21 protein-coding genes are annotated in these 22,112 nt (G+C 34.1%); 17 read left to right on the top strand and 4 right to left on the bottom strand.

Annotation, left to right across the window (positions count from 1 at the left end):
- Nucleotides 1-62: 62 nt before the first annotated feature.
- Entirely contained in the window at nt 63-1,349 is a 1,287-nt protein-coding gene (locus D8M03_RS09735; RefSeq protein WP_121214585.1) for an adenylosuccinate synthase, read from the top strand.
- A 426-nt stretch (nt 1,350-1,775) separates the two neighbouring features.
- On the opposite strand, the gene D8M03_RS09730 is transcribed toward D8M03_RS09735, so the two are convergent.
- Entirely contained in the window at nt 1,776-2,657 is an 882-nt protein-coding gene (locus D8M03_RS09730) for a YitT family protein (RefSeq protein ID WP_121214584.1), read from the bottom strand.
- 432 nt (nt 2,658-3,089) lie between these two features.
- Here D8M03_RS09730 and D8M03_RS09725 point away from each other — a divergent pair, with 432 nt between their 5' ends.
- The 9 genes from D8M03_RS09725 to rlmH all read left to right on the top strand — a co-directional run bounded on the left by D8M03_RS09725 (nt 3,090) and on the right by rlmH (nt 12,914).
- The gene (locus tag D8M03_RS09725; RefSeq protein WP_121214583.1) at nt 3,090-4,556 is read left to right on the top strand and encodes a M23 family metallopeptidase; all 1,467 of its coding nucleotides are present in this window, start codon (nt 3,090-3,092) and stop codon (nt 4,554-4,556) included.
- A 279-nt stretch (nt 4,557-4,835) separates the two neighbouring features.
- A complete protein-coding gene (gene yycF, locus D8M03_RS09720; RefSeq protein WP_121214582.1) occupies nt 4,836-5,546 on the top strand; it encodes a response regulator YycF in 711 nt (236 codons plus the stop codon).
- Nucleotides 5,547-5,551: 5 nt separating this feature from the next.
- A complete protein-coding gene (gene walK / locus D8M03_RS09715; protein WP_121214581.1) occupies nt 5,552-7,390 on the top strand; it encodes a cell wall metabolism sensor histidine kinase WalK in 1,839 nt (612 codons plus the stop codon).
- Nucleotides 7,387-8,700: a YycH family regulatory protein gene (locus D8M03_RS09710; RefSeq protein ID WP_245987539.1), complete on the top strand. Its 1,314-nt coding sequence runs from the start codon at nt 7,387-7,389 to the stop codon at nt 8,698-8,700. The genes walK and D8M03_RS09710 overlap by 4 nt, the downstream gene beginning before the upstream one ends.
- Nucleotides 8,687-9,532, top strand: a complete 846-nt coding sequence (locus D8M03_RS09705; RefSeq protein WP_121214579.1) for a two-component system regulatory protein YycI — start codon at nt 8,687-8,689, stop codon at nt 9,530-9,532. Before D8M03_RS09710 ends, D8M03_RS09705 begins: the two co-directional genes overlap by 14 nt.
- Before the next feature lie 11 nt (nt 9,533-9,543).
- Nucleotides 9,544-10,332 carry an MBL fold metallo-hydrolase gene (locus D8M03_RS09700; protein ID WP_121214578.1) on the top strand — a complete coding sequence of 263 codons (789 nt, stop codon included), beginning with the start codon at nt 9,544-9,546 and terminating at the stop codon, nt 10,330-10,332.
- Nucleotides 10,333-10,593: 261 nt separating this feature from the next.
- Complete coding sequence (locus tag D8M03_RS09695; RefSeq protein ID WP_121214577.1) at nt 10,594-11,871, top strand: S1C family serine protease; 1,278 nt, start codon at nt 10,594-10,596, stop codon at nt 11,869-11,871.
- Between the two features lie 178 nt (nt 11,872-12,049).
- Nucleotides 12,050-12,214, top strand: coding sequence for a CxxH/CxxC protein (locus D8M03_RS09690; protein ID WP_121214576.1), 165 nt, complete (start codon nt 12,050-12,052; stop codon nt 12,212-12,214).
- 220 nt (nt 12,215-12,434) lie between these two features.
- Nucleotides 12,435-12,914 (top strand): 23S rRNA (pseudouridine(1915)-N(3))-methyltransferase RlmH, encoded by a 480-nt coding sequence (gene rlmH / locus D8M03_RS09685; RefSeq protein ID WP_121214575.1) that lies wholly within the window; start codon nt 12,435-12,437, stop codon nt 12,912-12,914.
- On the opposite strand, the gene D8M03_RS09680 is transcribed toward rlmH, so the two are convergent.
- On the bottom strand, nt 12,855-14,537 hold the full coding sequence (locus D8M03_RS09680; RefSeq protein ID WP_121214574.1) for a recombinase family protein: 1,683 nt from the start codon (nt 14,535-14,537) through the stop codon (nt 12,855-12,857). The two genes, rlmH and D8M03_RS09680, sit on opposite strands and share 60 nt — an antisense overlap.
- A gap of 3 nt (nt 14,538-14,540) precedes the next feature.
- Nucleotides 14,541-14,693 (bottom strand): hypothetical protein, encoded by a 153-nt coding sequence (locus D8M03_RS17710; protein WP_170148425.1) that lies wholly within the window; start codon nt 14,691-14,693, stop codon nt 14,541-14,543.
- 133 nt (nt 14,694-14,826) lie between these two features.
- Here D8M03_RS17710 and D8M03_RS09675 point away from each other — a divergent pair, with 133 nt between their 5' ends.
- The 3 genes from D8M03_RS09675 (at nt 14,827) to D8M03_RS09665 (ending at nt 19,023) form a co-directional block, all read left to right on the top strand.
- On the top strand, nt 14,827-15,333 hold the full coding sequence (locus D8M03_RS09675) for a helix-turn-helix domain-containing protein (RefSeq protein ID WP_121214573.1): 507 nt from the start codon (nt 14,827-14,829) through the stop codon (nt 15,331-15,333).
- A gap of 295 nt (nt 15,334-15,628) precedes the next feature.
- On the top strand, nt 15,629-16,633 hold the full coding sequence (locus tag D8M03_RS09670; protein WP_121214572.1) for a hypothetical protein: 1,005 nt from the start codon (nt 15,629-15,631) through the stop codon (nt 16,631-16,633).
- A 1,295-nt stretch (nt 16,634-17,928) separates the two neighbouring features.
- On the top strand, nt 17,929-19,023 hold the full coding sequence (locus D8M03_RS09665; RefSeq protein WP_121214571.1) for an S-layer homology domain-containing protein: 1,095 nt from the start codon (nt 17,929-17,931) through the stop codon (nt 19,021-19,023).
- Nucleotides 19,024-19,065: 42 nt separating this feature from the next.
- Here D8M03_RS09665 and D8M03_RS09660 read toward each other — a convergent pair whose 3' ends face one another.
- Entirely contained in the window at nt 19,066-19,551 is a 486-nt protein-coding gene (locus D8M03_RS09660) for a hypothetical protein (RefSeq protein ID WP_121214570.1), read from the bottom strand.
- A 166-nt stretch (nt 19,552-19,717) separates the two neighbouring features.
- Here D8M03_RS09660 and D8M03_RS09655 point away from each other — a divergent pair, with 166 nt between their 5' ends.
- The 4 genes from D8M03_RS09655 (at nt 19,718) to D8M03_RS17705 (ending at nt 20,964) form a co-directional block, all read left to right on the top strand.
- Complete coding sequence (locus D8M03_RS09655) at nt 19,718-19,951, top strand: helix-turn-helix domain-containing protein (protein WP_121214569.1); 234 nt, start codon at nt 19,718-19,720, stop codon at nt 19,949-19,951.
- A 125-nt stretch (nt 19,952-20,076) separates the two neighbouring features.
- On the top strand, nt 20,077-20,427 hold the full coding sequence (locus tag D8M03_RS09650) for a hypothetical protein (protein WP_121214568.1): 351 nt from the start codon (nt 20,077-20,079) through the stop codon (nt 20,425-20,427).
- Entirely contained in the window at nt 20,408-20,641 is a 234-nt protein-coding gene (locus tag D8M03_RS09645; protein ID WP_121214567.1) for a hypothetical protein, read from the top strand. Before D8M03_RS09650 ends, D8M03_RS09645 begins: the two co-directional genes overlap by 20 nt.
- Nucleotides 20,642-20,793: 152 nt before the next feature.
- Nucleotides 20,794-20,964 carry a hypothetical protein gene (locus tag D8M03_RS17705; RefSeq protein WP_170148424.1) on the top strand — a complete coding sequence of 57 codons (171 nt, stop codon included), beginning with the start codon at nt 20,794-20,796 and terminating at the stop codon, nt 20,962-20,964.
- The last annotated feature ends 1,148 nt before the right edge of the window (nt 20,965-22,112 follow it).

Raw genomic sequence — 22,112 nt, 5'->3', positions numbered from 1 at the left:
GTGGATGTTTTACTAATAAATATTGCGGTATAAAGGACATAATGTCTAGCGGAGGTGCTGATATGACATCAGTTGTAGTTGTAGGGACACAATGGGGAGACGAAGGTAAAGGTAAAATTACTGACTTCCTATCTAAAAAGGCAGATGTAATCGCTCGTTTTTCAGGCGGGGATAACGCAGGTCATACAATCAAGTTTGACGGTGAAACGTATAAATTGCATTTAATTCCATCAGGTATTTTCTATAAAGAAAAAACATCAGTTATGGGGAACGGAATGGTTATTAACCCAAAATCTCTTGTAACTGAATTAAAAGGTTTACAAGAGCGTGGTATTGATACATCAAATTTACGTATTTCAAACCGTGCACAAGTAATTCTTCCTTATCATATTTATCAAGATAAAGTAGACGAAGCTGCTCGTGGCGACAAAAAAATCGGGACAACATGTAAAGGTATTGGACCATGTTATCAAGATAAAATCGCACGTATGGGTATTCGTATTGCAGATTTACTTGATCGTGAAGTTTTTGAACAAAAGCTACGCGAAAATTTAGAAAAGAAAAATCGCCTTTTCGAAAAATACTATGAAGTAGAAGGTTTAAAATTTGAGGACATTTTTGAAGAATTCTACGGTTATGGTCAAGAATTAGCGCAATATGTTACTGACACATCAAAAGTTTTAAATGATGTATTAGATGAAGGTGGACGAGTATTATTCGAAGGTGCACAAGGTGTCATGTTAGACGTTGACCATGGTACTTATCCATTCGTTACTTCTTCTAACCCTGTTGCAGGTGGTGTAACAACAGGTACAGGTATTGGACCTTCTCATGTATCTCGTGTTGTTGGGGTATGTAAAGCATATACTTCTCGTGTTGGCGATGGTCCATTCCCAACTGAGTTATTTGACGAAATTGGCCATCATATTCGTGAAGTAGGTCGTGAATATGGTACAACAACTGGTCGTCCTCGTCGTGTAGGTTGGTTTGACTCAGTTGTAGTACGCCATTCTCGCCGTGTTAGTGGAATTACAGACTTAGCATTGAACTCAATCGATGTATTATCTGGTTTAGAAACAGTAAAAATCTGTACGGCTTATAAATACAATGATGAAATCATTACAGAATATCCAGCAAGCTTACATGTAATCGAAGCTTGTGAACCAGTTTATGAGGAACTACCAGGCTGGTCAGAGGATATCACAGGCGTTCGTACATTAGAAGATCTACCAGAAAACGCACGCAAATACGTAGAACGCATCGTAGAATTAACTGGTATTAACCTAATGACATTCTCAGTAGGCCCAGCACGTGAGCAAACGAATGTCGTTAATCCGATTTGGGAGTAACGACATTCGTTCTGCACCGATAGCGTAGCGACAGGTGCAAACTTTTAGGATTAACTTAATCTGGGGGACATCCTAACTACTAACGATTACAAATCGTTAGTAGTTTTTTTTTTATCCACGTTAGTCTGCGCCGAAAGCGTAGCGACAGGCGCAAACCTTGGGATAACCCAATCTGGGAGTAATAGTTACTAACTGCTAACAGACTAAATCGTTAGCAATTTTTACTTTAAACGACATTCGTTCTGCACCGATAGCGTAGCGACAGGTGCAAACTAGAGGTAAATTATATATAGAAACTAACTAACTAACTGCTAATAAAATAAATCGTTAGCAGTTTTTTCTTTATTATTGCTCTTTTTTCAAATCACAACCAAACAAAAAACCAAGCAAAAGTGGCTCGGTTTTTCTAAACATTTTATATGTGTATTAGTGAATACCTTTCTTCTTGAAGCGTCCACCTTTTACTTCGCTAATATTACCAATTGCTAGGAATGCTTGATTATCTATACTTCGAACAATTTCTTTCATCTTAGATTCTTCTAATCTAGTAATAACACAGAATATCACTTTTTTATTATCCCCTGTATAAGCCCCTTCACCATGTAAATAAGTAACCCCTCGACCTAAACGGTGTAATATGGCTTGGCCAATTTCCTCTATGTCTTCACTAATTATGTAAACGGATTTAGATTCCTCCATCCCTAGCACGACAACATCAATAACTTTTGATGCTATATAGTAAGCAACAACGGAATACATTGCTTGTTCCCAAGTAAATACAAAACCAGCAACAGTGAAAATAATTAAGTTAATAAATAAGATAATTTCACCAACAGAAAAGGGTAGTTTGATATTGGATAAAATGGCTAAAACTTCAGTTCCATCTAAACATCCTCCATAGCGAATAACAAGTCCAACACCAACACCTAATAAGATTCCACCGAAAACGGTAGCTAATAATAAATCTTTTGTAAAAGGATTTAAATGATGCATAATTACCGTGGCAATCGAAAGGATTGTAATTCCCAGGGCAGTAGTTAATGCGAAGGTTTTACCAATTTGTTTATAACCGATGAATATAAAAGGAAGGTTTAGTATGAAGATAAAAACACCAACAGGCAAACCAACTAAATGAGAAATAATAATTGAAATCCCAACAATTCCACCATCCATAACATTGTTAGGAACTAAAAATAACTCTAGACCTATAGCAAAAATTAGTGCACCTATAATTACCATTACAACTCGGAACATGTGATGCCTCATAGGTATTTTATTAATTTCAGAATGTTTTGCACTTACTTCCATAAATTCTCCCCAATCTCTAATAATTTTATTTGTAACTGTATATGAAAGGACTCTCTAGATGATAATAAAAATTCCCTTTCTATATAATTATTCCCTAATGTTTAAAGAAATGAAACTATGAAAATAAAAAAATTTCTATTATAAATCTAGTAAAATAAAAAACATTATCATAAAAAATAACAAGAATATTGTCGAGAAATCTCGAAAAGTAATAATAAACTAAAATTCTTTTCAGTCCTTAGACAATTTAATAGAGAATTTTGGTCCTTAAATCCTATAATATAACAAAAAACGTGCAAATAATACAATTTCATTACAAAAGACTCAGGACGGTTCAACCAAAAGAAGGAGTATGTTAAATTAGAAAAGGCTTGAAAATCTCACATGGAAAAATAACCCTTAATTAGGGGAACCTTTGGAAGGGGCTTCATAATGAGTTCGAAGTGGAAATTGAAAAAAGACGTTTCGATGAAAAAACATACAAGTCTTGATTCTAAGAAAAAGAATATATTTAAAAAAATTACTTTAACTGTTGCTCTTTTATCATTAGTAACATTTAACCTTGCATTTGCAAACGGAGAAGAAAGCGATAATTCTATAAATAAAATATACCATGTTTATTTAGGTGATACATATATTGGACCTGTAACTAATGAAGAGTCCGTAACTGAAATTGTTGAACAAAAAGAAAAAGAAGCAAGTCTACAATATGAAAATATGGAAGTAGATGCTAGCTCAGATGTTTCTTTAGTTCCGGAGCATGTTTTTTCATTCGAAATTGATGATACGAATACTTTAGAAAAATTAAATACAGAGTTAGAAGTTCAAACACCAGCTTTCGCAATGAAAATTGATGAAGAACCAGTAGCTTACTTCAAAAGTGAACAGGATTATGAAGAGGCAATTCATCAATTAAAACTTGAATACGTAACAGAAAAAGAATTACAACAATTAGAAAACAATGTATCTAAAGAGTTAGCTAAAAATGAATCACGACTATTAGAAGTTTCAGTTGTTGAAAATCTCGCAATAGAAAATACAAAAGTTAATCCAGAACAAATTTTAACTCCAGAGAAAGCTGTAGATTATCTTAAAACAGGATCTGTTGAACAAGAGTTATATGCCGTTCAAAATGGTGATGTTCTTGGCAAAATTGCAAAGAAGCATAATTTATCAGTAGCAGAACTTTTAAAATTAAATCCTGATATTAATGAAAATACAATATTACAAATTGGTCAAAAACTGAATGTAACAGTGGAAAAGCCATTAGTAAATGTTAAAGTTGTTTATGAAAAATCAAGAGTAGAAAAAATTGACTTCACAAAAATTGTAGAAGAAAATGACTCAATGTATAAAGGCGAGAAAATCGTTAAACAAGAAGGCGAATACGGTAAGAAAAAGGTCGAGTATATAATTACTGAATTAAACGGTAAAAGAGTAGAAAAAGCAGTGACGGAAGAAACAGTACTCTCTGAACCTAGTGATCGAGTTGTTGTCGTTGGTACGAAGGTTGTTTCAGATCGAGGAACGGGTGCATTTGCTTGGCCAACTTCAGGTGGATATATTTCAAGTAATATGGGTAATCGCTGGGGTGAATTCCACAGAGGTATCGATATTGCTAGACCATCAAATTATAATATTACTGCTTCAGATAATGGAGTTGTTACATTCGCTGGTTGGGATGGAACATATGGTCAAAAAATTGTTGTAGACCATAATAATGGATATGAAACATTATATGCTCATCTATCCGAAATTAAAGTAACTGTTGGACAAGTTGTTCCACAAGGTTCTATTATCGGCATTATGGGATCAACAGGAAATTCAACAGGTACTCACCTTCATTTCGAAGTTCATAAAAACGGTTCATACGTAAATCCATTAACATTATTAGACTAATTATAAGACAGTCCAAACACTATGGGCTGTCTTTTTTATTATTAACTATCAAAATTTGTCGAAATATTCCCCGGAAAATATTATAGCGATGTTCTCATATTGATATTTAGTGTTATCTGATTGTAACCTCAGCTTAAACGTTGTAACACATTGTTTGATATAATGGAGTGTGGGGTAGTATAATGCAGCGAAACGTAAAGCATGATAGAGTTAATAATAGGAAAATCGAAATTAAACATACTTAACTATAGATAGAGAGTAGAGAAGGAGAAAAAATTTATGACAAAAACAATATTAGTTGTGGACGATGAAAAGCCAATTGCAGATATATTGCAATTTAATTTAGTAAAAGAAGGTTATCAAGTAATTTGTGCTTATGATGGGGATGAGGCATTAGAAAAAATTGAAGAATCCCAACCTGATTTAATGCTTCTCGATATTATGCTTCCAAAACGTGATGGTATGGAAGTGTGCCGTGAAGTCAGAAAGAAATATGACTTCCCTATCATTATGCTAACTGCAAAGGGATCTGAAATTGATAAAGTGCTTGGATTAGAAATGGGTGCAGATGATTACGTTACAAAGCCTTTTAGTACGAGAGAGTTAATAGCACGAGTAAAAGCAAATATGCGTCGACTTAAAGTATCTGCTCAAGTGGAAGAAACAAAAGAGGAGTCAAATGATATTACAGTAGGTGCTTTAGTCATTCAACCTGATGCTTATATCGTGTTAAAGCGTGGAGAAGCAATTGAATTGACTCATCGTGAATTTGAATTACTTCATTATTTAGCGAAACATATTGGACAAGTAATGACTCGTGAACATCTACTTCAAACAGTATGGGGTTATGATTACTTTGGAGATGTACGTACAGTAGACGTTACGATTCGACGTTTACGTGAAAAAATAGAAGATAACCCAAGTCATCCGAATTGGATTGTTACGCGCCGCGGGGTAGGTTATTACTTACGAAATCCTGAGCAGGAGTAATATAAATGCATAAAGTTAGCTTTTTTAAGTCTATCCACGTAAAACTAGTACTGATTTATGTTTTACTCATTATCATTGCACTACAGATCATTGGGCTTTATTTCTCATCAAATTTAGAAGAGAATTTAAAAAACAATTTCAAAGAGTCAATTACGCAACGGATTGATTTAGTTCAATATAGTATTCGAGAAGAGTTGTTAAAAGATCGGGACGAAACAACAGGACCTTCATTAGAGCAAAGTTTGAATCTCATTTTACGAGAGTTCACCACAAGTGATATAAATGAAATTCGAATTGTTGATAACCGAAACAAGGTGTTGGCAACATCCGATATTGATAATCAAAGCATTGTAGGACAGAGATTTAATCATGATATTGTAACGAAATCGATATCCGCTGAAATTTTCCAAGATGAAATTGCGATTGATGAAGATACTAGAAAACGTGTTTGGGTTTTAGCAACGCCAATAACCAATACACTTGGTCCAAATAAAGATGTTATTGGTGCCATATATCTTGAGTCAAATATTGAAAAAGTCTTTGAACAAATGAATGATATCAATCGGATCTTTGCTGTCGGAACAGCGATGTCCCTGGCAATTACCATTATTCTTGGGATATTGATTGCAAAAACAATTACTAAGCCGATTTTAGATATGCGTAGACAAGCACAAGCAATGTCTAGAGGAAATTTCTCACGTAAAGTTCGTGTCTATGGTAATGATGAGATTGGGCAACTAGCTATTGCTTTTAACCATTTAACAAATCGTCTGCAAGAAGCAACATCCACAACAGAAGCAGAACGGAGGAAGCTAGCTTCAGTCTTAAGTAACATGACAGATGGAGTTATCGCAACAGACCGTAAAGGGAAAGTAATTTTAATTAATGACCCAGCTTTAAACTTTTTAAATGTTACACGTGAAACAATGTTAAATCGACCAATTACATCGGTACTTGGTGTTGATCAAGAATACAGTTTTGAAGATTTAATATATATGAAGGATTCATTAAATCTTAATTTTAGTACGCAAGATGAGCCATTAATTTTAAGAGCGAACTTTTCTGTAATTCAAAAAGAAACAGGATTTGTAAATGGGTTAATTACAGTTTTACACGATATTACGGAACAAGAAAAAATTGAAATGGAGCGCCGAGAGTTTGTGGCGAATGTTTCTCACGAGTTACGTACCCCATTAACAACAATGCGAAGTTATTTAGAAGCATTAGCAGATGGAGCATGGCGTGATGAAAATATTGCACCAACCTTTTTAAATGTTACACAAACCGAAACAGAACGAATGATTCGGTTAGTTAATGATTTACTGCAATTATCAAAAATGGATAGCCGTGATTATAAATTGAATCGAGAGTTTGTCGAATTTAATAAATTTTTCAATCGTATCATTGATCGATTTGAAATGTCTAAATCTCAAAACGTCACATTTAGCCGTTTTATTCCTGATACATCATATTTTGTAGAAATCGATACAGATAAACTTACACAAGTAATTGATAATATCATCTCTAACGCATTGAAGTATTCACCTGATGGAGGAAATATCCGTTTTGGTTGTACGGTACAAGATAATATGTTGAAAGTGATGATTTCAGACGATGGTATGGGTATCCCAAAAGAAAATGTTAATCGCATTTTTGAGAGATTTTATCGTGTAGACCGCGCTCGTTCCCGTGCAATGGGGGGAACTGGTTTAGGTTTAGCTATCGCAAAAGATATGATTGAAGCACACGGAGGGAAGATTTGGGCTGAAAGTGAAGAAGGTGTGGGAACGACAATCTTCTTTACGTTACCATTTGAATTAGATGAGGCAGGTGATTGGGAGTGAAATATGTAGAACAGGTTAAATCAATCATCCTTACACTCCTTGTCGGATTAAGCTTAATTTTAACTTTTGCCATATGGAGTTACACACCACCTTATCAAGTAATTGAAGAGTCACAGGTCGAACAAATTACAATCGGAGAACATAAATCTATTGAAGATGTTATTCAACCTTATCGGATATTATTAAGCCAAGATAATCAGTTTTCTGGTACTATATCTTCTACTTTAATTGATAATGTAATGACAACTTTATCGAAAGTAAGGGCTACAGAGCTAGATTTTATTCAAAGTAACCTCTCGGACGTTAAGATTAATTCTATGGTTGGCGCAAATAATCGAATTACACTGTTTTTCCAATCAGAAGTACCTATTAATATATTTAAATCTATTTTGGAGTTTACTCAAAGTGATTTACCAGAGATATCATTTAGTCATCTTGTTATTGATTGGGGAAAATTTAATCAAACCAATACATTGCAACTATTATTTGTAAGTGAACAAAACAGAACACTCTATACAACGGATATTGCATTAAGTAATGACTATTTTAATTCCACATTTAATGATTTATTTAAAGATGCAATTAAATATGAAGAAATCACAAGAAACAATAAACTATCTTTATATGTACCATCCAACCCAGTAGAATTAGCGAAATATACGTATTACATCGATGAAGTATCACCTGAAAGATTTAAAGAAATTTTATTTAAAGATACAAACATTGTGAAGAAAAATATTGAGAGTGCAACATCGTCTAAGTATACTGATGCAATGTCTTTTATGACATCTGATACTAAAACAAAGATTATTAATTATGTGTACCCAACTTCTGAGAGCATTAACGATATAAAAGGTTCTACCTTATTACAAGAAAGTTTCGATTTTGTAAATGAGCATGGCGGATTAACAGGGGATTACCGGTATGTGTATCGAAATGTTCCTAAACATATTACAGAATATCAATTATTCTTGAGAGGTGTGCCAGTGTTTAGTAGTATCACATCCACTCGAATCACAACAATTTGGGGAGATAATCAAATTTTCAGTTATAGAAGACCTTATTTTAAACTAGATATGGCAATTCCTTCAGAGAGAGCAGTTCGTCAATTACCATCAGGTGTTGAAGTTTCAAAGTGGGTACAAAATATCCAAGATATTGATGATATAATAGTTGGATATTATTTAACGGGTAGTGAAATTGATGAAAAGTTATATACGTTAGAGCCAGGTTGGTTTTCTATTCAAGATGGAAGTGCTACACGTATTACGCCAGAGTCATTAGGAGGGGCTGGATATGGATTGGAGTAAATCAAAATCTATATTCATCGTTGTATTTCTAATATTGAATGTGTTTCTCTATTCTTTATATTTAAACCGACACACGGAAGCACAATTGGTAGAAGTATTAGGTGAAAAAACGATTGAAGCACAACTCCAAGATGACCATATTACTTATGGAGTTTTACCAACCAATTTAGAAAAGGCATCCTATATTTCTGCGACGGTGAAAAATTTTGAAGAAGAACAAATTGTTTTACAAAATGCGCAAAAAATCGTTGTGGAAAATAAAAATAAATTAATTGTCACTTTAAAAGATCCAGTGAAAATTAGTAATCTTGATCAGGAGGAAAGCTATCGAAACTTCCTCCAATTTCAAGTTCATGAAGGTGCCTCTTATGCATTATGGAAAGTTGACCAAGAAAATAGGAAAATTACATTTTTCCAACGATTGAATGATCGGAAAATCTATTATAATATTAACGGTGTTCTCACAGCTTATCTTAATGACAATGATGAAATCATCCGATATGAACAAACATTGTTAGATAATATAGAAGAATATAATAAAGAGAAAACATTGCTACCACCAATCCAAGTAATTCAAGCTCTTTATGGAAAACGTTTATTAAAGCCTGACTCTAAAATAACTGAAATGAAATTAGGGTATTCAACACTGATTCAGTTAAAGACACAAGTATTCGTTCCAACTTGGGAAGTTCGTGTGAAAACTCAAGATGATGTACATGAAGAATACTTTGTAAATGCTGTAGAAGGAAAGGTAATTGATTTTCAACTAGATCATACAAGAGTGGATGTAGTTGATGATGCACTTGATATAAAAGAAGTTAATGAAGAATAGGGAGTAATGTTATGCGATTTAGTGTTTTAGCAAGTGGTAGTACTGGAAATGCCATCTATGTAGAAAATGATGAACATGCATTTTTAGTTGATGTCGGTTTGAGCGGCAAAAAAATGGAGCAGCTGTTTGCTAAGATTGATCGTGACATGAAGAATTTAACGGGGATATTAGTTACTCATGAACATAGTGACCATATAAAAGGTATTGGAGTAGTTGCGCGGAAATACAAAGTGCCAATCTTTGCTAATGAAAAAACATGGCAAGCAATGGATGGACACATTGGCAATATTCCAACAGAACAACGGTTTATTTTTAATATGGAGACCGTTCAATCCTTTGGTTCGTTAGATATTGAATCCTTTGCAGTTTCCCATGATGCAGTAGATCCAATGTTTTATGTATTCCATGAAAATGATCGAAAACTTGTTGTAATTACCGATACTGGATATGTGAGTGATCGCATGAAAGGAATTATTCGTGGTGCCGACTCTTTTGTTTTTGAGTCGAACCACGATATCGGTATGCTCCAAATGGGTCGCTATCCATGGTCGATCAAGCGTCGTATTTTAAGTGATGTTGGACATGTTTCCAATGAAGATGCTGCAATAGCAATGAGTGAAGTGGTATTTGAAAAGCCGACTCAAATCTATTTATCTCATTTAAGTAAAGATAATAATATGAAAGATTTAGCGCGTATGACAGTATCACAAACATTACAATCATGCGGAATCATTACAGGTGAATATGTTCATTTACATGATACAGATGCTGAAGAGCCGACTCTTTTAGTAACTGTGTGAATAGACAGAGGTGTCCAAAGAGAAAAAACATTTTGGGCACCCTTTTTTATTTATAAATATTTTCTAGTAGATAAATTGCTTCTGCGATGGTTGCACTATATTTGACGCAATATATCTGTGATGAAAGTGGAAGTCATAAAGGGACTGTCTTAAATATTTTCAGACAGAGCCCTTTTTTATTTTTGTTTTATTTCATTTTCATGTAATTTTAATCTTTAGTTTGTATCATAATGACAATAAGAGGAAGAAAGGATTGGTTATATGAGTTACTATAATAATGATGATGAACATAAACAAACCGAAAACGAATCTGGTTCTTCTTATTCACCATTACAGGAACGATTAATGCGTGAGGAAGAAGAAAATAAAAAACGAGTAAATAAAAAAAATAGTGGAAGTAAAGGCGGTTACTTTTTAAGTGGCCTTGCAGGTGTCATTGTTGGTGCACTCGTGATGTGGTTACTACTTCCTTCTATGGTTGGGCAACTTCCAAGCAATTCGAATAACAAAACGAACACCACAACAATTACACAAACAGCAACAGAAGTTACAACGGATATTACCTCAGCCGTTGAAAAAGTCTCCGATGCTGTTGTAGGTATTACAAACATTCAAGAAGTAACAGACTTTTGGAACCAACGTTCACAAGAACAAGAAGCTGGTAGTGGTTCTGGTGTCATTTACAAAGTAGAAGATGGGAAAGCCTTTGTCATTACAAATTACCATGTTGTAGAAGGAGCTAAACAACTTGAAGTTACATTAGCGGACGGTACTAAAGAAGAAGCAACTCTGGTAGGAAGCGATATTTGGACAGATTTAGCCGTTGTTTCGATTGACAGTAAAAATATTGAAACAGTAGCCCAATTCGGTGATTCAGAAACATTAAAACAAGGTGAGACAGTCATTGCGATTGGGAACCCACTTGGATTAGATTTTTATGGTTCGGTTACTACGGGTGTTATTTCAGGGAAGGATCGTGCTGTTCCTGTTGATCTAAATGGAGATGGTACGGAAGATTGGGAAACAGAAGTATTACAAACTGATGCAGCAATCAATCCAGGTAATAGTGGAGGAGCGTTAATCAATATTGCCGGAGATTTAGTGGGGATTAACTCGATGAAAATCGCTGAGTCGACGATAGAAGGTTTAGGTTTTTCTATACCAATAAATACGGTCATACCGATTGTTGAAGAGTTAGAAAGAAATGGCGAAGTACGTCGCCCAACGATGGGAATCGGCCTATTAGACTTAACAGATGTACCTGCTTTCTATCAACAACAAACATTACGTTTACCAGAAGAAGTAACAACAGGTGTCGTTGTATCAGAAGTTGTTCAAGGATCACCAGCAGATAAAGCAGGTGTAAAACAATATGATGTTATTGTAGAAATGGGAGGAGAGAAAATTGAAAATTCCATCGACCTACGACAACATTTATACAATGAAACAGATATTGGTGACACACTTCCAATTAAAGTGTACCGTCAAGGAAAATTAGTTGAGTTACAATTAACATTAACTGAAGGAACAAACGTATAAAGTATTTCATCTGTGGAAAACTATAAGTTATCAACAGTGCATTAAGCACAACGAGTAGAGAAGGAAAAAGCCTATTCTTCCCTACTCGTTTTTTGTTTGTTACAATGGTTTGTGGATAAAATATTCACAAATGTGAATAAGTCTGTGGAAAATATAAATTAGAAAGAGGTAATAATAAATGAAAGTATATAGCTGTGAAACCCATATAAATCACGCTTTAGATATGCTTGTTGCAGAAACAAAGGAGTTTCCAATCATGGAACAATTAAATGATGAAGAAAAGTTATCCACAAATTGTTCTTATTGTGAAGAGAAAGCAACATATATTGTATCAAGTAAGTAGCTTTACACAATATCTAGAAAGTGCATGTGGATATGTGTATAACCTTTGTGGATAACTTGTTCGTAAATTAAAAATTAAGGTGGATAAACTGTATATATTAAAATTTTCTAACAAGAATGAAAAAAGATAGCCACATTGTTACAAGAATTGAAACATGTTTAGAGTAATTTGAAATTACATGTGGATAACAATAAGAATGTAATGTAAAGGTGGACTAATTGTGAATATCACCATAATTTCAGTAGGAAAGTTAAAAGAGAAATATTTAAAAATGGGCATTGATGAATATGTAAAACGATTAGGGGCTTATGCCAAAATTGAATTAGTTGAGGTACCAGATGAAAAGGCACCAGAAAATTTAAGTGAGTCCGAAATGGAAATCGTAAAACGAAAAGAAGGAGAACGTATTCTAAGCAAAATAAGCGATGGCACCCATGTGATTGCCCTAGCTATAGATGGAAAAATGAAATCCTCTGAAGAAATGGCCAGTGACTTGGAATCACTCATGACATACGGAACAAGTAAAATTGCTTTTGTCATAGGTGGTTCACTGGGATTACATAATGATGTTTTAAAACGCGCGGATGAAAAACTCAGCTTCGGTAAAATGACTCTCCCCCACCAACTAATGAAGCTGGTATTAGTGGAGCAGATTTATCGAAGCTTCCGGATAATGAAGGGAGAACCTTATCACAAATAGGTAATGGTTAGGTTTAAAATATAACCCTTTCAGAAGAAGAGGGGTTTTGTCGTTGGTGCTATGTAGGCTTGGATCTGTAGGATCCAAGTCCTTATTTGGAATGTGGGCTATAAAGGAAAAGCAAATATTTTGTAGCTCTTTTTTGCTTGCTTCAATCCTTTCAATGGAAGTAACAAGAAGTTGCCTAAATTCTAAAACCGATAAATATTCTTTCAATTCCAGGAACTCTTGAAGCTGTAATTTAATGAACTCAGGTGTGACGGTATCGAGATTTGTATTTACATGAGTATTCTCATTTATTGCTTCTTGCAATAACTCTTTTGTATTGTCAATATCTGAACGTAATTCATTCAACCGCTGTTTTGCTTCTTCCACAGTGTAAACTTCTGACTCTACTAAGTCTTGAATACGTTTTTTTCTGTTTTCAAGTTCAGTAAGCCTATTGTGAAGTAACTGGTACTCTGAGGATTGCTTATTGATATTGAACTGTTGCTTTATATTAGCATTGATTTCTTCCGTAATTCGTTCAATGATTACATCTGATAAAAGTGCATTTTGTAGTCTTTTAAATACTTCTTTTTCTATCCAATCAGCATCTATCAGATTTGGGCTACATACAGTCGAACCCTTATTATGATACATCCCACAGGCATAATAGCGTTTCTTCGTACCATCCTTGCGTTTTGCCCCGTATAAACTTGTCATATATGCTCCACATTGCGGGCATTTTAGAATGGATGTTAAGGGAAATGTTCCTGAATACTGCCTTGGGGTTCCTGTTGCACGTTGTTTTCGGATAAGCTGTGCTTTATCCCAAGTTTCTTCATCAATTATTGGCTGATGGTGTCCTTTAGTTAGGATATATTCGGTGTTCTTCCCTTTTCGTCGATTTGTTTCCCAATTTACATATTGATTAAAGCGGATATAGCCTTTGTAAATAGGATTATCGAGGATAATAGAAACCGTTGAAACCGAAAAAGTATTCCCTTTCTTTGTACGTTTGCCAATTTTGTTCAAGTAATTGGAGATTCTTTTTGTTCCCCATCCTTCATGGACAAATTTATTAAAAATGATTCTTACGGTTTCGGCTTCTTCAGGTACTACGATTAAATCTTTATCAACCGTCTCGTAGCCTAATACCTTTCCGCCGTTAAATTTTCCGTTTCTGGCCCTTTGGATCATGCCGAGCTGAACGTTCTCTGCCAGTTCCTCACGCTGATACTGGGCAACGGATGCTAAGATGTTAAACTGAAGGTTGGCGTGGGGAGTACCATATTCACCTTCTTTTATACTTATAAATCGTACTTTAGCTCTGTGAATGTCTTCAACTATTTTTAGGGAGTCCGAGAGGGTACGGCTAAGTCTACTAACTTTATATGTGATTATAGCATCTAAAGCACCTCTTTCTACATCTCTGAGCATACGATTCAGGTCTGTTCTTCCTTTTGTGCTTTTTGCACTGATGCCTTCATCAATATAGACTTTAAGAATGATATCCTTCCCAAACATTTTATGAGCAAGTTGAGTTCCCTCAACCTCCTGTCCTTCCAATGAAAACCCCTCTTGGGCTTGTTTGTCAGTAGAAACACGAATATAAAGACCAATCACCATTTTCTTTTTCATTGTTTAAGCACTCTCCTTTTGAAATTGTTGTTTTTTGTTTATTGCCTTCATAAGAAGTTCAGCAATGGTGCTAATATTGTTTTCTTGATTTTGTTCTTGCAGGATAATTGTTGAAGTGGAGTAGAAGTTGGTAGAATGTTGTTGAAGTGTGTTCATAATGGGGAACCTCCTTTAATTTTTGGGGAAGTTGTACGGGGATTAGAGTGTACAACTGTTGACTATAGTATATGGACTTCCAGATTAAGAATGGTATAAAAATTTTATACTTTTTTAATGGGGGAATAAGAACGTGAGTGAATATGATTTTATAGGGGACATAATCAATTATCTATTACATGGAGTCTCGGAACATATAATAGAGGAATTGCATATAAGCAAAAGGGAAATTTTTCAGCATGGTCTATCAGCAGAGGAATTAGATAATATCTCCTCATTGGTTAGCCAAAATGCGGAGGACATGATTACACTTGGACAATTTATAAACGAAATGCTCTATAATGTACAAATGACACAACAAGAGCTTGCAGACAAAGCAGGATTTTCAAAAGCTTATATCAGTCACTTAATCAATGGAAGGACGAATCCACCAAAATATAAACTGATAAGACTTGCTTTTGCTATGAAGCTGACAATCGAGGAAACAAATAAACTCCTAAAGATTAGAGGGTTTTCGTTGAACACATCGTTAAAGGATAAAATTATTGTCGCTTGTTTGGATTTGGAGATATATGACTTAATTAAAGTGGAAGAGGCATTGAACACTGTGGCTAATGCAAATGAATCGCTCTATGATTGAATGATAATATGGGTAAAAAGAAAAGTGGCAGTCCATAGGACTGCTGCTTTTCTTTTTGAATAAGAGTTAAAGTGGCAACTAAAACAATATAGAACCAATTTTGCCTTTATCAATTATTAACACTTTCTTAAAATAAATAGGAATTTGCCAAACCTTCTATTAACACATAGCGAATAACAATGTGTTAAGCAGTCCTTTAAATAGGTTGGGGTCGGGAAAATATTTTTACAGTTCAGCGTAGGTTGACATTAGGTTTTACCATTCCCGCTAATTTTTCCAAAGGAGATGGTGATTTATGATTCATTCAGTTGAAATTCTATTTCCAGTTGAGTATGAAGAGGTACAGCTTCTTTTAAAACGAAATAGAGTAAAAGCAGAAGCATATGAAAAGTTTGGTGCTGTTGTAAAAAAGCTAACGCAAAATGTAAAAAGTGAACATCCAGGCTTTGCATTTACATGGCTATCGTCTAATGGTAAAGGTTCATGGAATATCCATCTAAAAGTAGACATTGTTAAGCTACTTAGGAAAAGCGACATAACAGAAAAAGACTATCAAGGCGTTGAAGCGATCATAAGAAAATTTCTGATTTCTCAATTTGGGCATTCATCGCATTTTGACGAGCATATTCTAACAAGAATTGACTATAAACTGGATGTAGTCATACCAAATAAAAATCACGAGAAGTTGATTTTTCACTTATATGAAAAATACACAGAGAGATTTCGTTTCAAGGAAAAAATTAAATGGGGTAAAGATGAACAAGGTAAGCCCTTAAAATATGAAACTTCCCAATATCACAAATGCAAAAGTGTAGAATTCATTATTTATTCAAAGGAAGAGGAACGCATTGCAAAGGGTGAAGAGATACAGCCCTATGAGAAAGATGTAGTTCGCTTCGAGCTAAGACTAAAAAATGATCACTTAAATGCTATGAAGAGAAATGATGGCAAAGGTAAGAATAGAGCAAAAAAATTATCTGAATACTTTAAAGAGGAACTTTACAGAGAATATATGATTAACCACGTTACACCAATTATTAGAAAGGGTGATTATTATAAAATTACGAAAGCAGAGAAAATCCTTGACGAAAGTAATTTTTCAAGAAAGAAAAAAGAGAAATTACGTTCATTCCTCGTTGATATTAGTAAAAACGGAATTGATTCTCCCAAAAAATACCTCTCCAAACCTACCTTCCGCAGATACCTTCAAGATTTAGAATCATTGGGTATTAACCCAGTTCTGATTCCAAAGAATCGTGTAGACTTTCCTTCAATTATGAAAAATCCCTTCGTTCTATGAATGATAAACCTTGTATACTTCACTTATATCAAAACAACTAAACATCCAGTTATCCCATACGGTGGCATACACTTGCAGGAATATAAATGTCCGTATCAAAGTGTACATTTTTGATTGTCTAAGCATGTACACTTTCGTTCGAAATGCGTTTCTCTATACATGTTTATGAATAATTACAACTTGACATGGAGACCTCTACTCGCATGATTCGTCAGCCAAAAGCCAGCTATTACAAGGGCTGGCTGACCAAACAAGGCTATCATACTCGCCCCTCCAAGTAAAGTTGTAATATACACTGGGGATCAAAAATGTACATGGTTAAACGAGCGTTTTTGTACATGATTAAATTGACATTTGTACAGGAAACTTAGCTCATTATATGAGGTTGGGAATTATTCAGGGTTGAATAATTGGTCAAATTTACCCATAATTGCAAGGGTAGGGACGCTTTATTCCTATCCTTGCAAAGAACCAAACTGCAATGTTTCAGTTCACAATAAGGTTATTTTGTCGTGAGGAACCATCCCGCTTTCCAGGCTTCGGGTGGTTCTTTTTTTGAACAATTGTAGTTTTTTGGAGTTAAAACTGTAACTACATTGGAATTAAAAATGAGGCTAATTTTCTATGTAGTTCCGATGACGTGGAGAAAAAGTGAAAAAACAAAAAGCATAACATATTTTTTAACCAATATGTTATGCTCTCTTTTTTCTTCAAAAAAGACGTAAGGATTTAGGGGGAAGGAAAGGCTGGAATCCTTGGAGGAGGAGTGCGGTCAAAGAAGAACTTAAACGTGGAGACTTAGCATACAAAAGGTTTTAGGTTAGAAAATGACTCGATTATCAATTATGTAGCAAGGTTTACATAGACTTTGCAAAATTGATTGAGATTGGTTATATTGAAATTAGGTGCGATACTCGCAATATTGCTCCCCTAATAGGTAACTGAACTTTTAAAGGTTCAGTTCGGCAATAAGTAGATCCATGTGGAATCACCTCGCTTACCAGGCTTCGGGTGATTCTTTTTGTATGCAATACATCTTCATCAAATGGTTTCATGGTCTTTTACACCCCAATAATTTTACTCCTCAATTAGTTCCAAAGCATGTTGCAAACTAAACAATCACACAATTAGGTAGCGTAAACTTATCGTAAATAGTCAAGGATGACTTTATAGAAATATGGTAATATAGAGTTAAATTTGCCTCTGAGGAAGGAGGGGAAACATATGTTTTGATGATAGGGATCTTAAGAGGAAAGGTGTATTATTTGAATTGTAAAGGAGATTAGTGGTTTGTTATGAAAAAGTTATTTTCAATATTCATTATTTTATTGATGTTAACTTCTATTGGTAATGAAACCATTGTTAATGCAAAAACTGCATTTAAGGATGTTAATGAAAAGTATTGGGCCGTGAAAGAAATTCAATTTTTGACGGATAAAGGAATAATTCAAGGCTTTGAAGACGGAACATTTAAACCAAATGCAAATCTTACAAGAATTCAGATAGCATTAATGGTAACAAGAGATAGAAATTATGATTTGAAAAATAGACCAGATCCACGATTAAAGGATATTAATAAGGACTATAAATACTATGATATTGTATCTACAGTTGTATCCGAGGGAATTTTCAAGGATATTATAAAAAATGGTGAGTTCAAACCGAATGCCTATGTTACAAGAGCTGAAATGTCATCGGTTTTGGCAAGAGCCTATCATTTAAAAGGTGAATCTTTAAGACAGTTTAAAGATGTGACTCAAAATCATTGGGCTTATTCATACATACAAGCTGTAGCATTTCATCGAATTGCAACTGGTTATGGAGATGGAACTTTTAAACCGAATAGTTTACTAACAAGGGCAGAATTTGCTGTCATGATGTCAAGAACGATAAATGATAAGTTTAAGCCAAATGATCCATTTGCTCCGCCTGCAGGTTGGGTAGCTCCAAAGATCAACACAACGGCTACTGCTGACAAAGCCAAAAACGCTCAAATCTTAGACGAACAATTGGGCTTCTTAAATACAGGTGGCACAGGTGCTATCTACAACCCATTTAAGAAAGCATATGGAGACACGCCAATTAAAGTGTTCCTTGATGACCAACCATATGATGCATCAATTCAAATTGACTTCTGGAGAAGCCAAGATGTTCCTGAATACAACAAAATCCCTTATGTTGCGAAAGAACTATTCAAGTTCTACCAAGTTCCACAAGTCTATGATATTGTGAACAAAGGATTTACGGGAACAAATATCCAGAATCAAATGAATAAAATGCTGACATTTGGAAATCGTCAAGTGAAGATTATGGCTGTCGGTGACTCTGCGGTTATCTTTATCGGAAAACCTGGTGGGAAATATGATAATAACTGGAATGTTATTAAGTAATCATTCTCTTAAGAAAGTAGTGCAGCGGAGCTGGCACTACTTTTATTTATATCTATTGATAAAATCAAGAAGGGCTTGAGCTACAAGGTCTTGAAGCGTCAAAAAGGGGTACTTTTCCTCGCAAAATTTAACAAACTTGTCGTAAATCTCACTATTCATCTTAATGCTTTTGTTCATATATTTTGCCTTTTTACTGTAGACTTGCTCATCCAGTATTAACATATTTCTACTATCTTCATGATGTCTAAGAATTGCTTTTAACACTTCCATATTCTGTTCAATAAAACTAATTACATCTTGGGACTGCTGATGATTGTTACTTATCATGTTTTTGTCCCGAATATATTTGTAATATTGATTATCCCGCTTAATATAAACATAGTCTCCATTGGTCATTTCTTTGCTAAAAGAGGATTCGGGGACTCCTATCTTCTTTGCTATTTCTTTTAAACTACTATTTTTTAGCATTTTATTGATAATATCAACTCTTTCATCTGGGTGGGTGTTGTAAAACTGTTCCCTATCCAATCCGATACATCTCCTTTCTAATAATGAAGTTGTTATATTATAGATTGCTTCGTAGAAATAATTCGAAAATTACAGTAGTAAAGTAATAGTTTTTTTACAAGAAGCTATGATAAATGGATACAGTACATCAGGTTTCTTTTTAGAAAAGCAGGGAAGGTGATAGGAATTGTATAGTGAAGATTTATTTATTGAGGGCTTTGCCAATGAATTACGTCGGAAAAGAGAAGAGCAGTCATTAAGCTTTAATCAGTTGGCAGAAAAATCAAGTGTAAGTGCTTCTTTTATTATGAGGTTAGAAAAGGATAAACGTAAAAATGCCAGTATTGAAGTAATATTTAAGCTTTCAAATGCATTGGGAATTGAAATAGGTAAGTTAGTTGAACAGTCCCGATTGGAATAAGTTTTGTTAAAATAACTCATGTTGACTAAAAAGAACATGAGTTATCTTTTTGACTATATGGAATATTTTGACAAACCATATTTTTTCCCTTATACTATGGAGGTTAAAATTCTTGGAGGGGAAAAATGAGTAGTGATAATATAGAATTATTAGAACAAATGGCAAAACAACTTAGAGGTACAAAGGAAATACAAGAATTAGATTGTAGTTTAAAGCGACTAATGGATGTTATAAATGTGCTAAATAAAATCTTTATCTATTCCAACGAAACCACTGAAAATGTTTACATAGATGAGGAAAATTATAATAAGCTCAAACATTATAATCGAAAGGAACGTAGTATCATAATTAATAAGGCATTAAGAGATTACTTTGCTTTTGAATCGGAGCTTAAGCCTCTATTACTGAATTTTGAATCAACATTCGAATCAGTAAAAAGTCTATTAGTTGCCTACGATGAAAAGAAAAATGGGTAAATTCCACTACCATCAATTTAAAATTAGCTGCTTACAGATAGCAGTCTACGCATGTGAAGTGCTGTGTGTTGCTCGAAAACCAGAGTTTATATTTCTAAGTAAACAAGATGGAGACGCATTGGTTAAAGGTTTATGGATGAAGGTAGAAAATGGAGAATCTTTATCAAATGCTGATATGAGGAAATTATTTTTATTGCCTCTAACGAAGACATAAGTAAAACGTTCGGAAAGAGTTTTGGATTTTGCTCAAATCGCAAGTAAAATTCCAGATAAAGATATACCAACGAAGGCTCTTTCATTTATTATAACCGTTTCGCATAAATTTTTATCGGAAGACGAAACCATAAAATGTTAGAGGTGATTATAATGACACCATTATACGAAGAAATTATGAAAAGAAGCCAAGCAGAAGCGTTGGATAATATATTTAAAGCAATTGAACTTCTTAAAGAGCATAAGGAAATTGATTATATAGCAGAAAAAACAAATCTTCCCAAAGAGCGAATCATTTCGTTAAAAAAGCAAATACAACAATAAAAAAGATAAAAGAGGTTTTGGTTAAATGGTTTAGGTGTTCCTTTTAGAATCTCAATTATTTAATTATAGTGTGAAAAAGGCTTTCTTTGGTATGATGAACTCTAATGGTTTTGCTATGTTGTTCAAATGATTCGGTATGCGATTGACTATGATAATTCTCTAAAAAACTTGATAAATCAATAAAAAATAGGGTACGAGAACCATGATTCTTTACCCTATTTGTGTTGCTAATTCAATTTTTGTGATCCAAAGGAGAACGTCTTAGATAAAACCAATGCTATTTATGTTTGGACTCCCTTACGAAATGTATTATGGCTTACACATTTTCCTGTGCTTGATCGTATCTTTCCTTTTCTGCATGTTCTAATCCATAAAGTATTTCCATTGCCTTTAGATTGATACGGGGAACCGTATCACAAATAGAGGTGGTTTTTGTAAGTTGGCTTAAAATGATTAGTTAAATATCATTTTAAGCCTTTTAATTTTGCAATAATTTATCGGTTAAACATAAGGTAATTAAGACTCTGTAGTTCAGTAAAAGCGCTCAGATGGTGGAATAGTGAATGCAATTACAAGGTTATGAATAGAATTCTAGCCAAACACCGCTTTGGGTGCATTTTTGTAATTCAACAATCGGACCAAATCAATGGGTAACATTTAATGAAATAATTGGATATTAAAAAGAACATTAAACGTAACAGGTCAGGTGATAAGAGTAGTGGTAGAAGCATTTGTACGGTTAGGTTTTCTGTTTAACCCAATTTTTTCTATAGTTTTCTTGATTAATTTAGTTGAGATAAATAGGTAACTTATTAAAGAAAGTGAATCGGACATAAGTAAGAATGTGCTATGGTTTGTTGTATCCGGGACATTTATTGTAACCATCTTAACTTGGGCGTGGGGATTGCCTAGATAGATACGATTATTGAGATTGTTGAAGGAGCGTCTCTATTTTCATAAAAAAAATTATACATTATGTAATATAAATCTTAATAAACGTTCCCAAAAGCAACCGCACCTCCTTGATATGATATGCTCCCCGTTAGGTAGACAGATTAAAAAATAAAATCTGTTTATCTAATGGGGAGTATTTTTATGTCAAAAATTTTTTCTAAAGATGAAAAATTAAGAATCATTAAGTTTTATCA

Origin of the sequence: Ureibacillus endophyticus (assembly GCF_003628435.1) — a bacterium.
GTDB lineage: Bacteria > Bacillota > Bacilli > Bacillales_A > Planococcaceae > Ureibacillus > Ureibacillus endophyticus.
The sequence above is the reverse complement of the archived record's forward strand: the minus strand, read 5'-3'. Positions and strand labels throughout refer to the sequence as shown.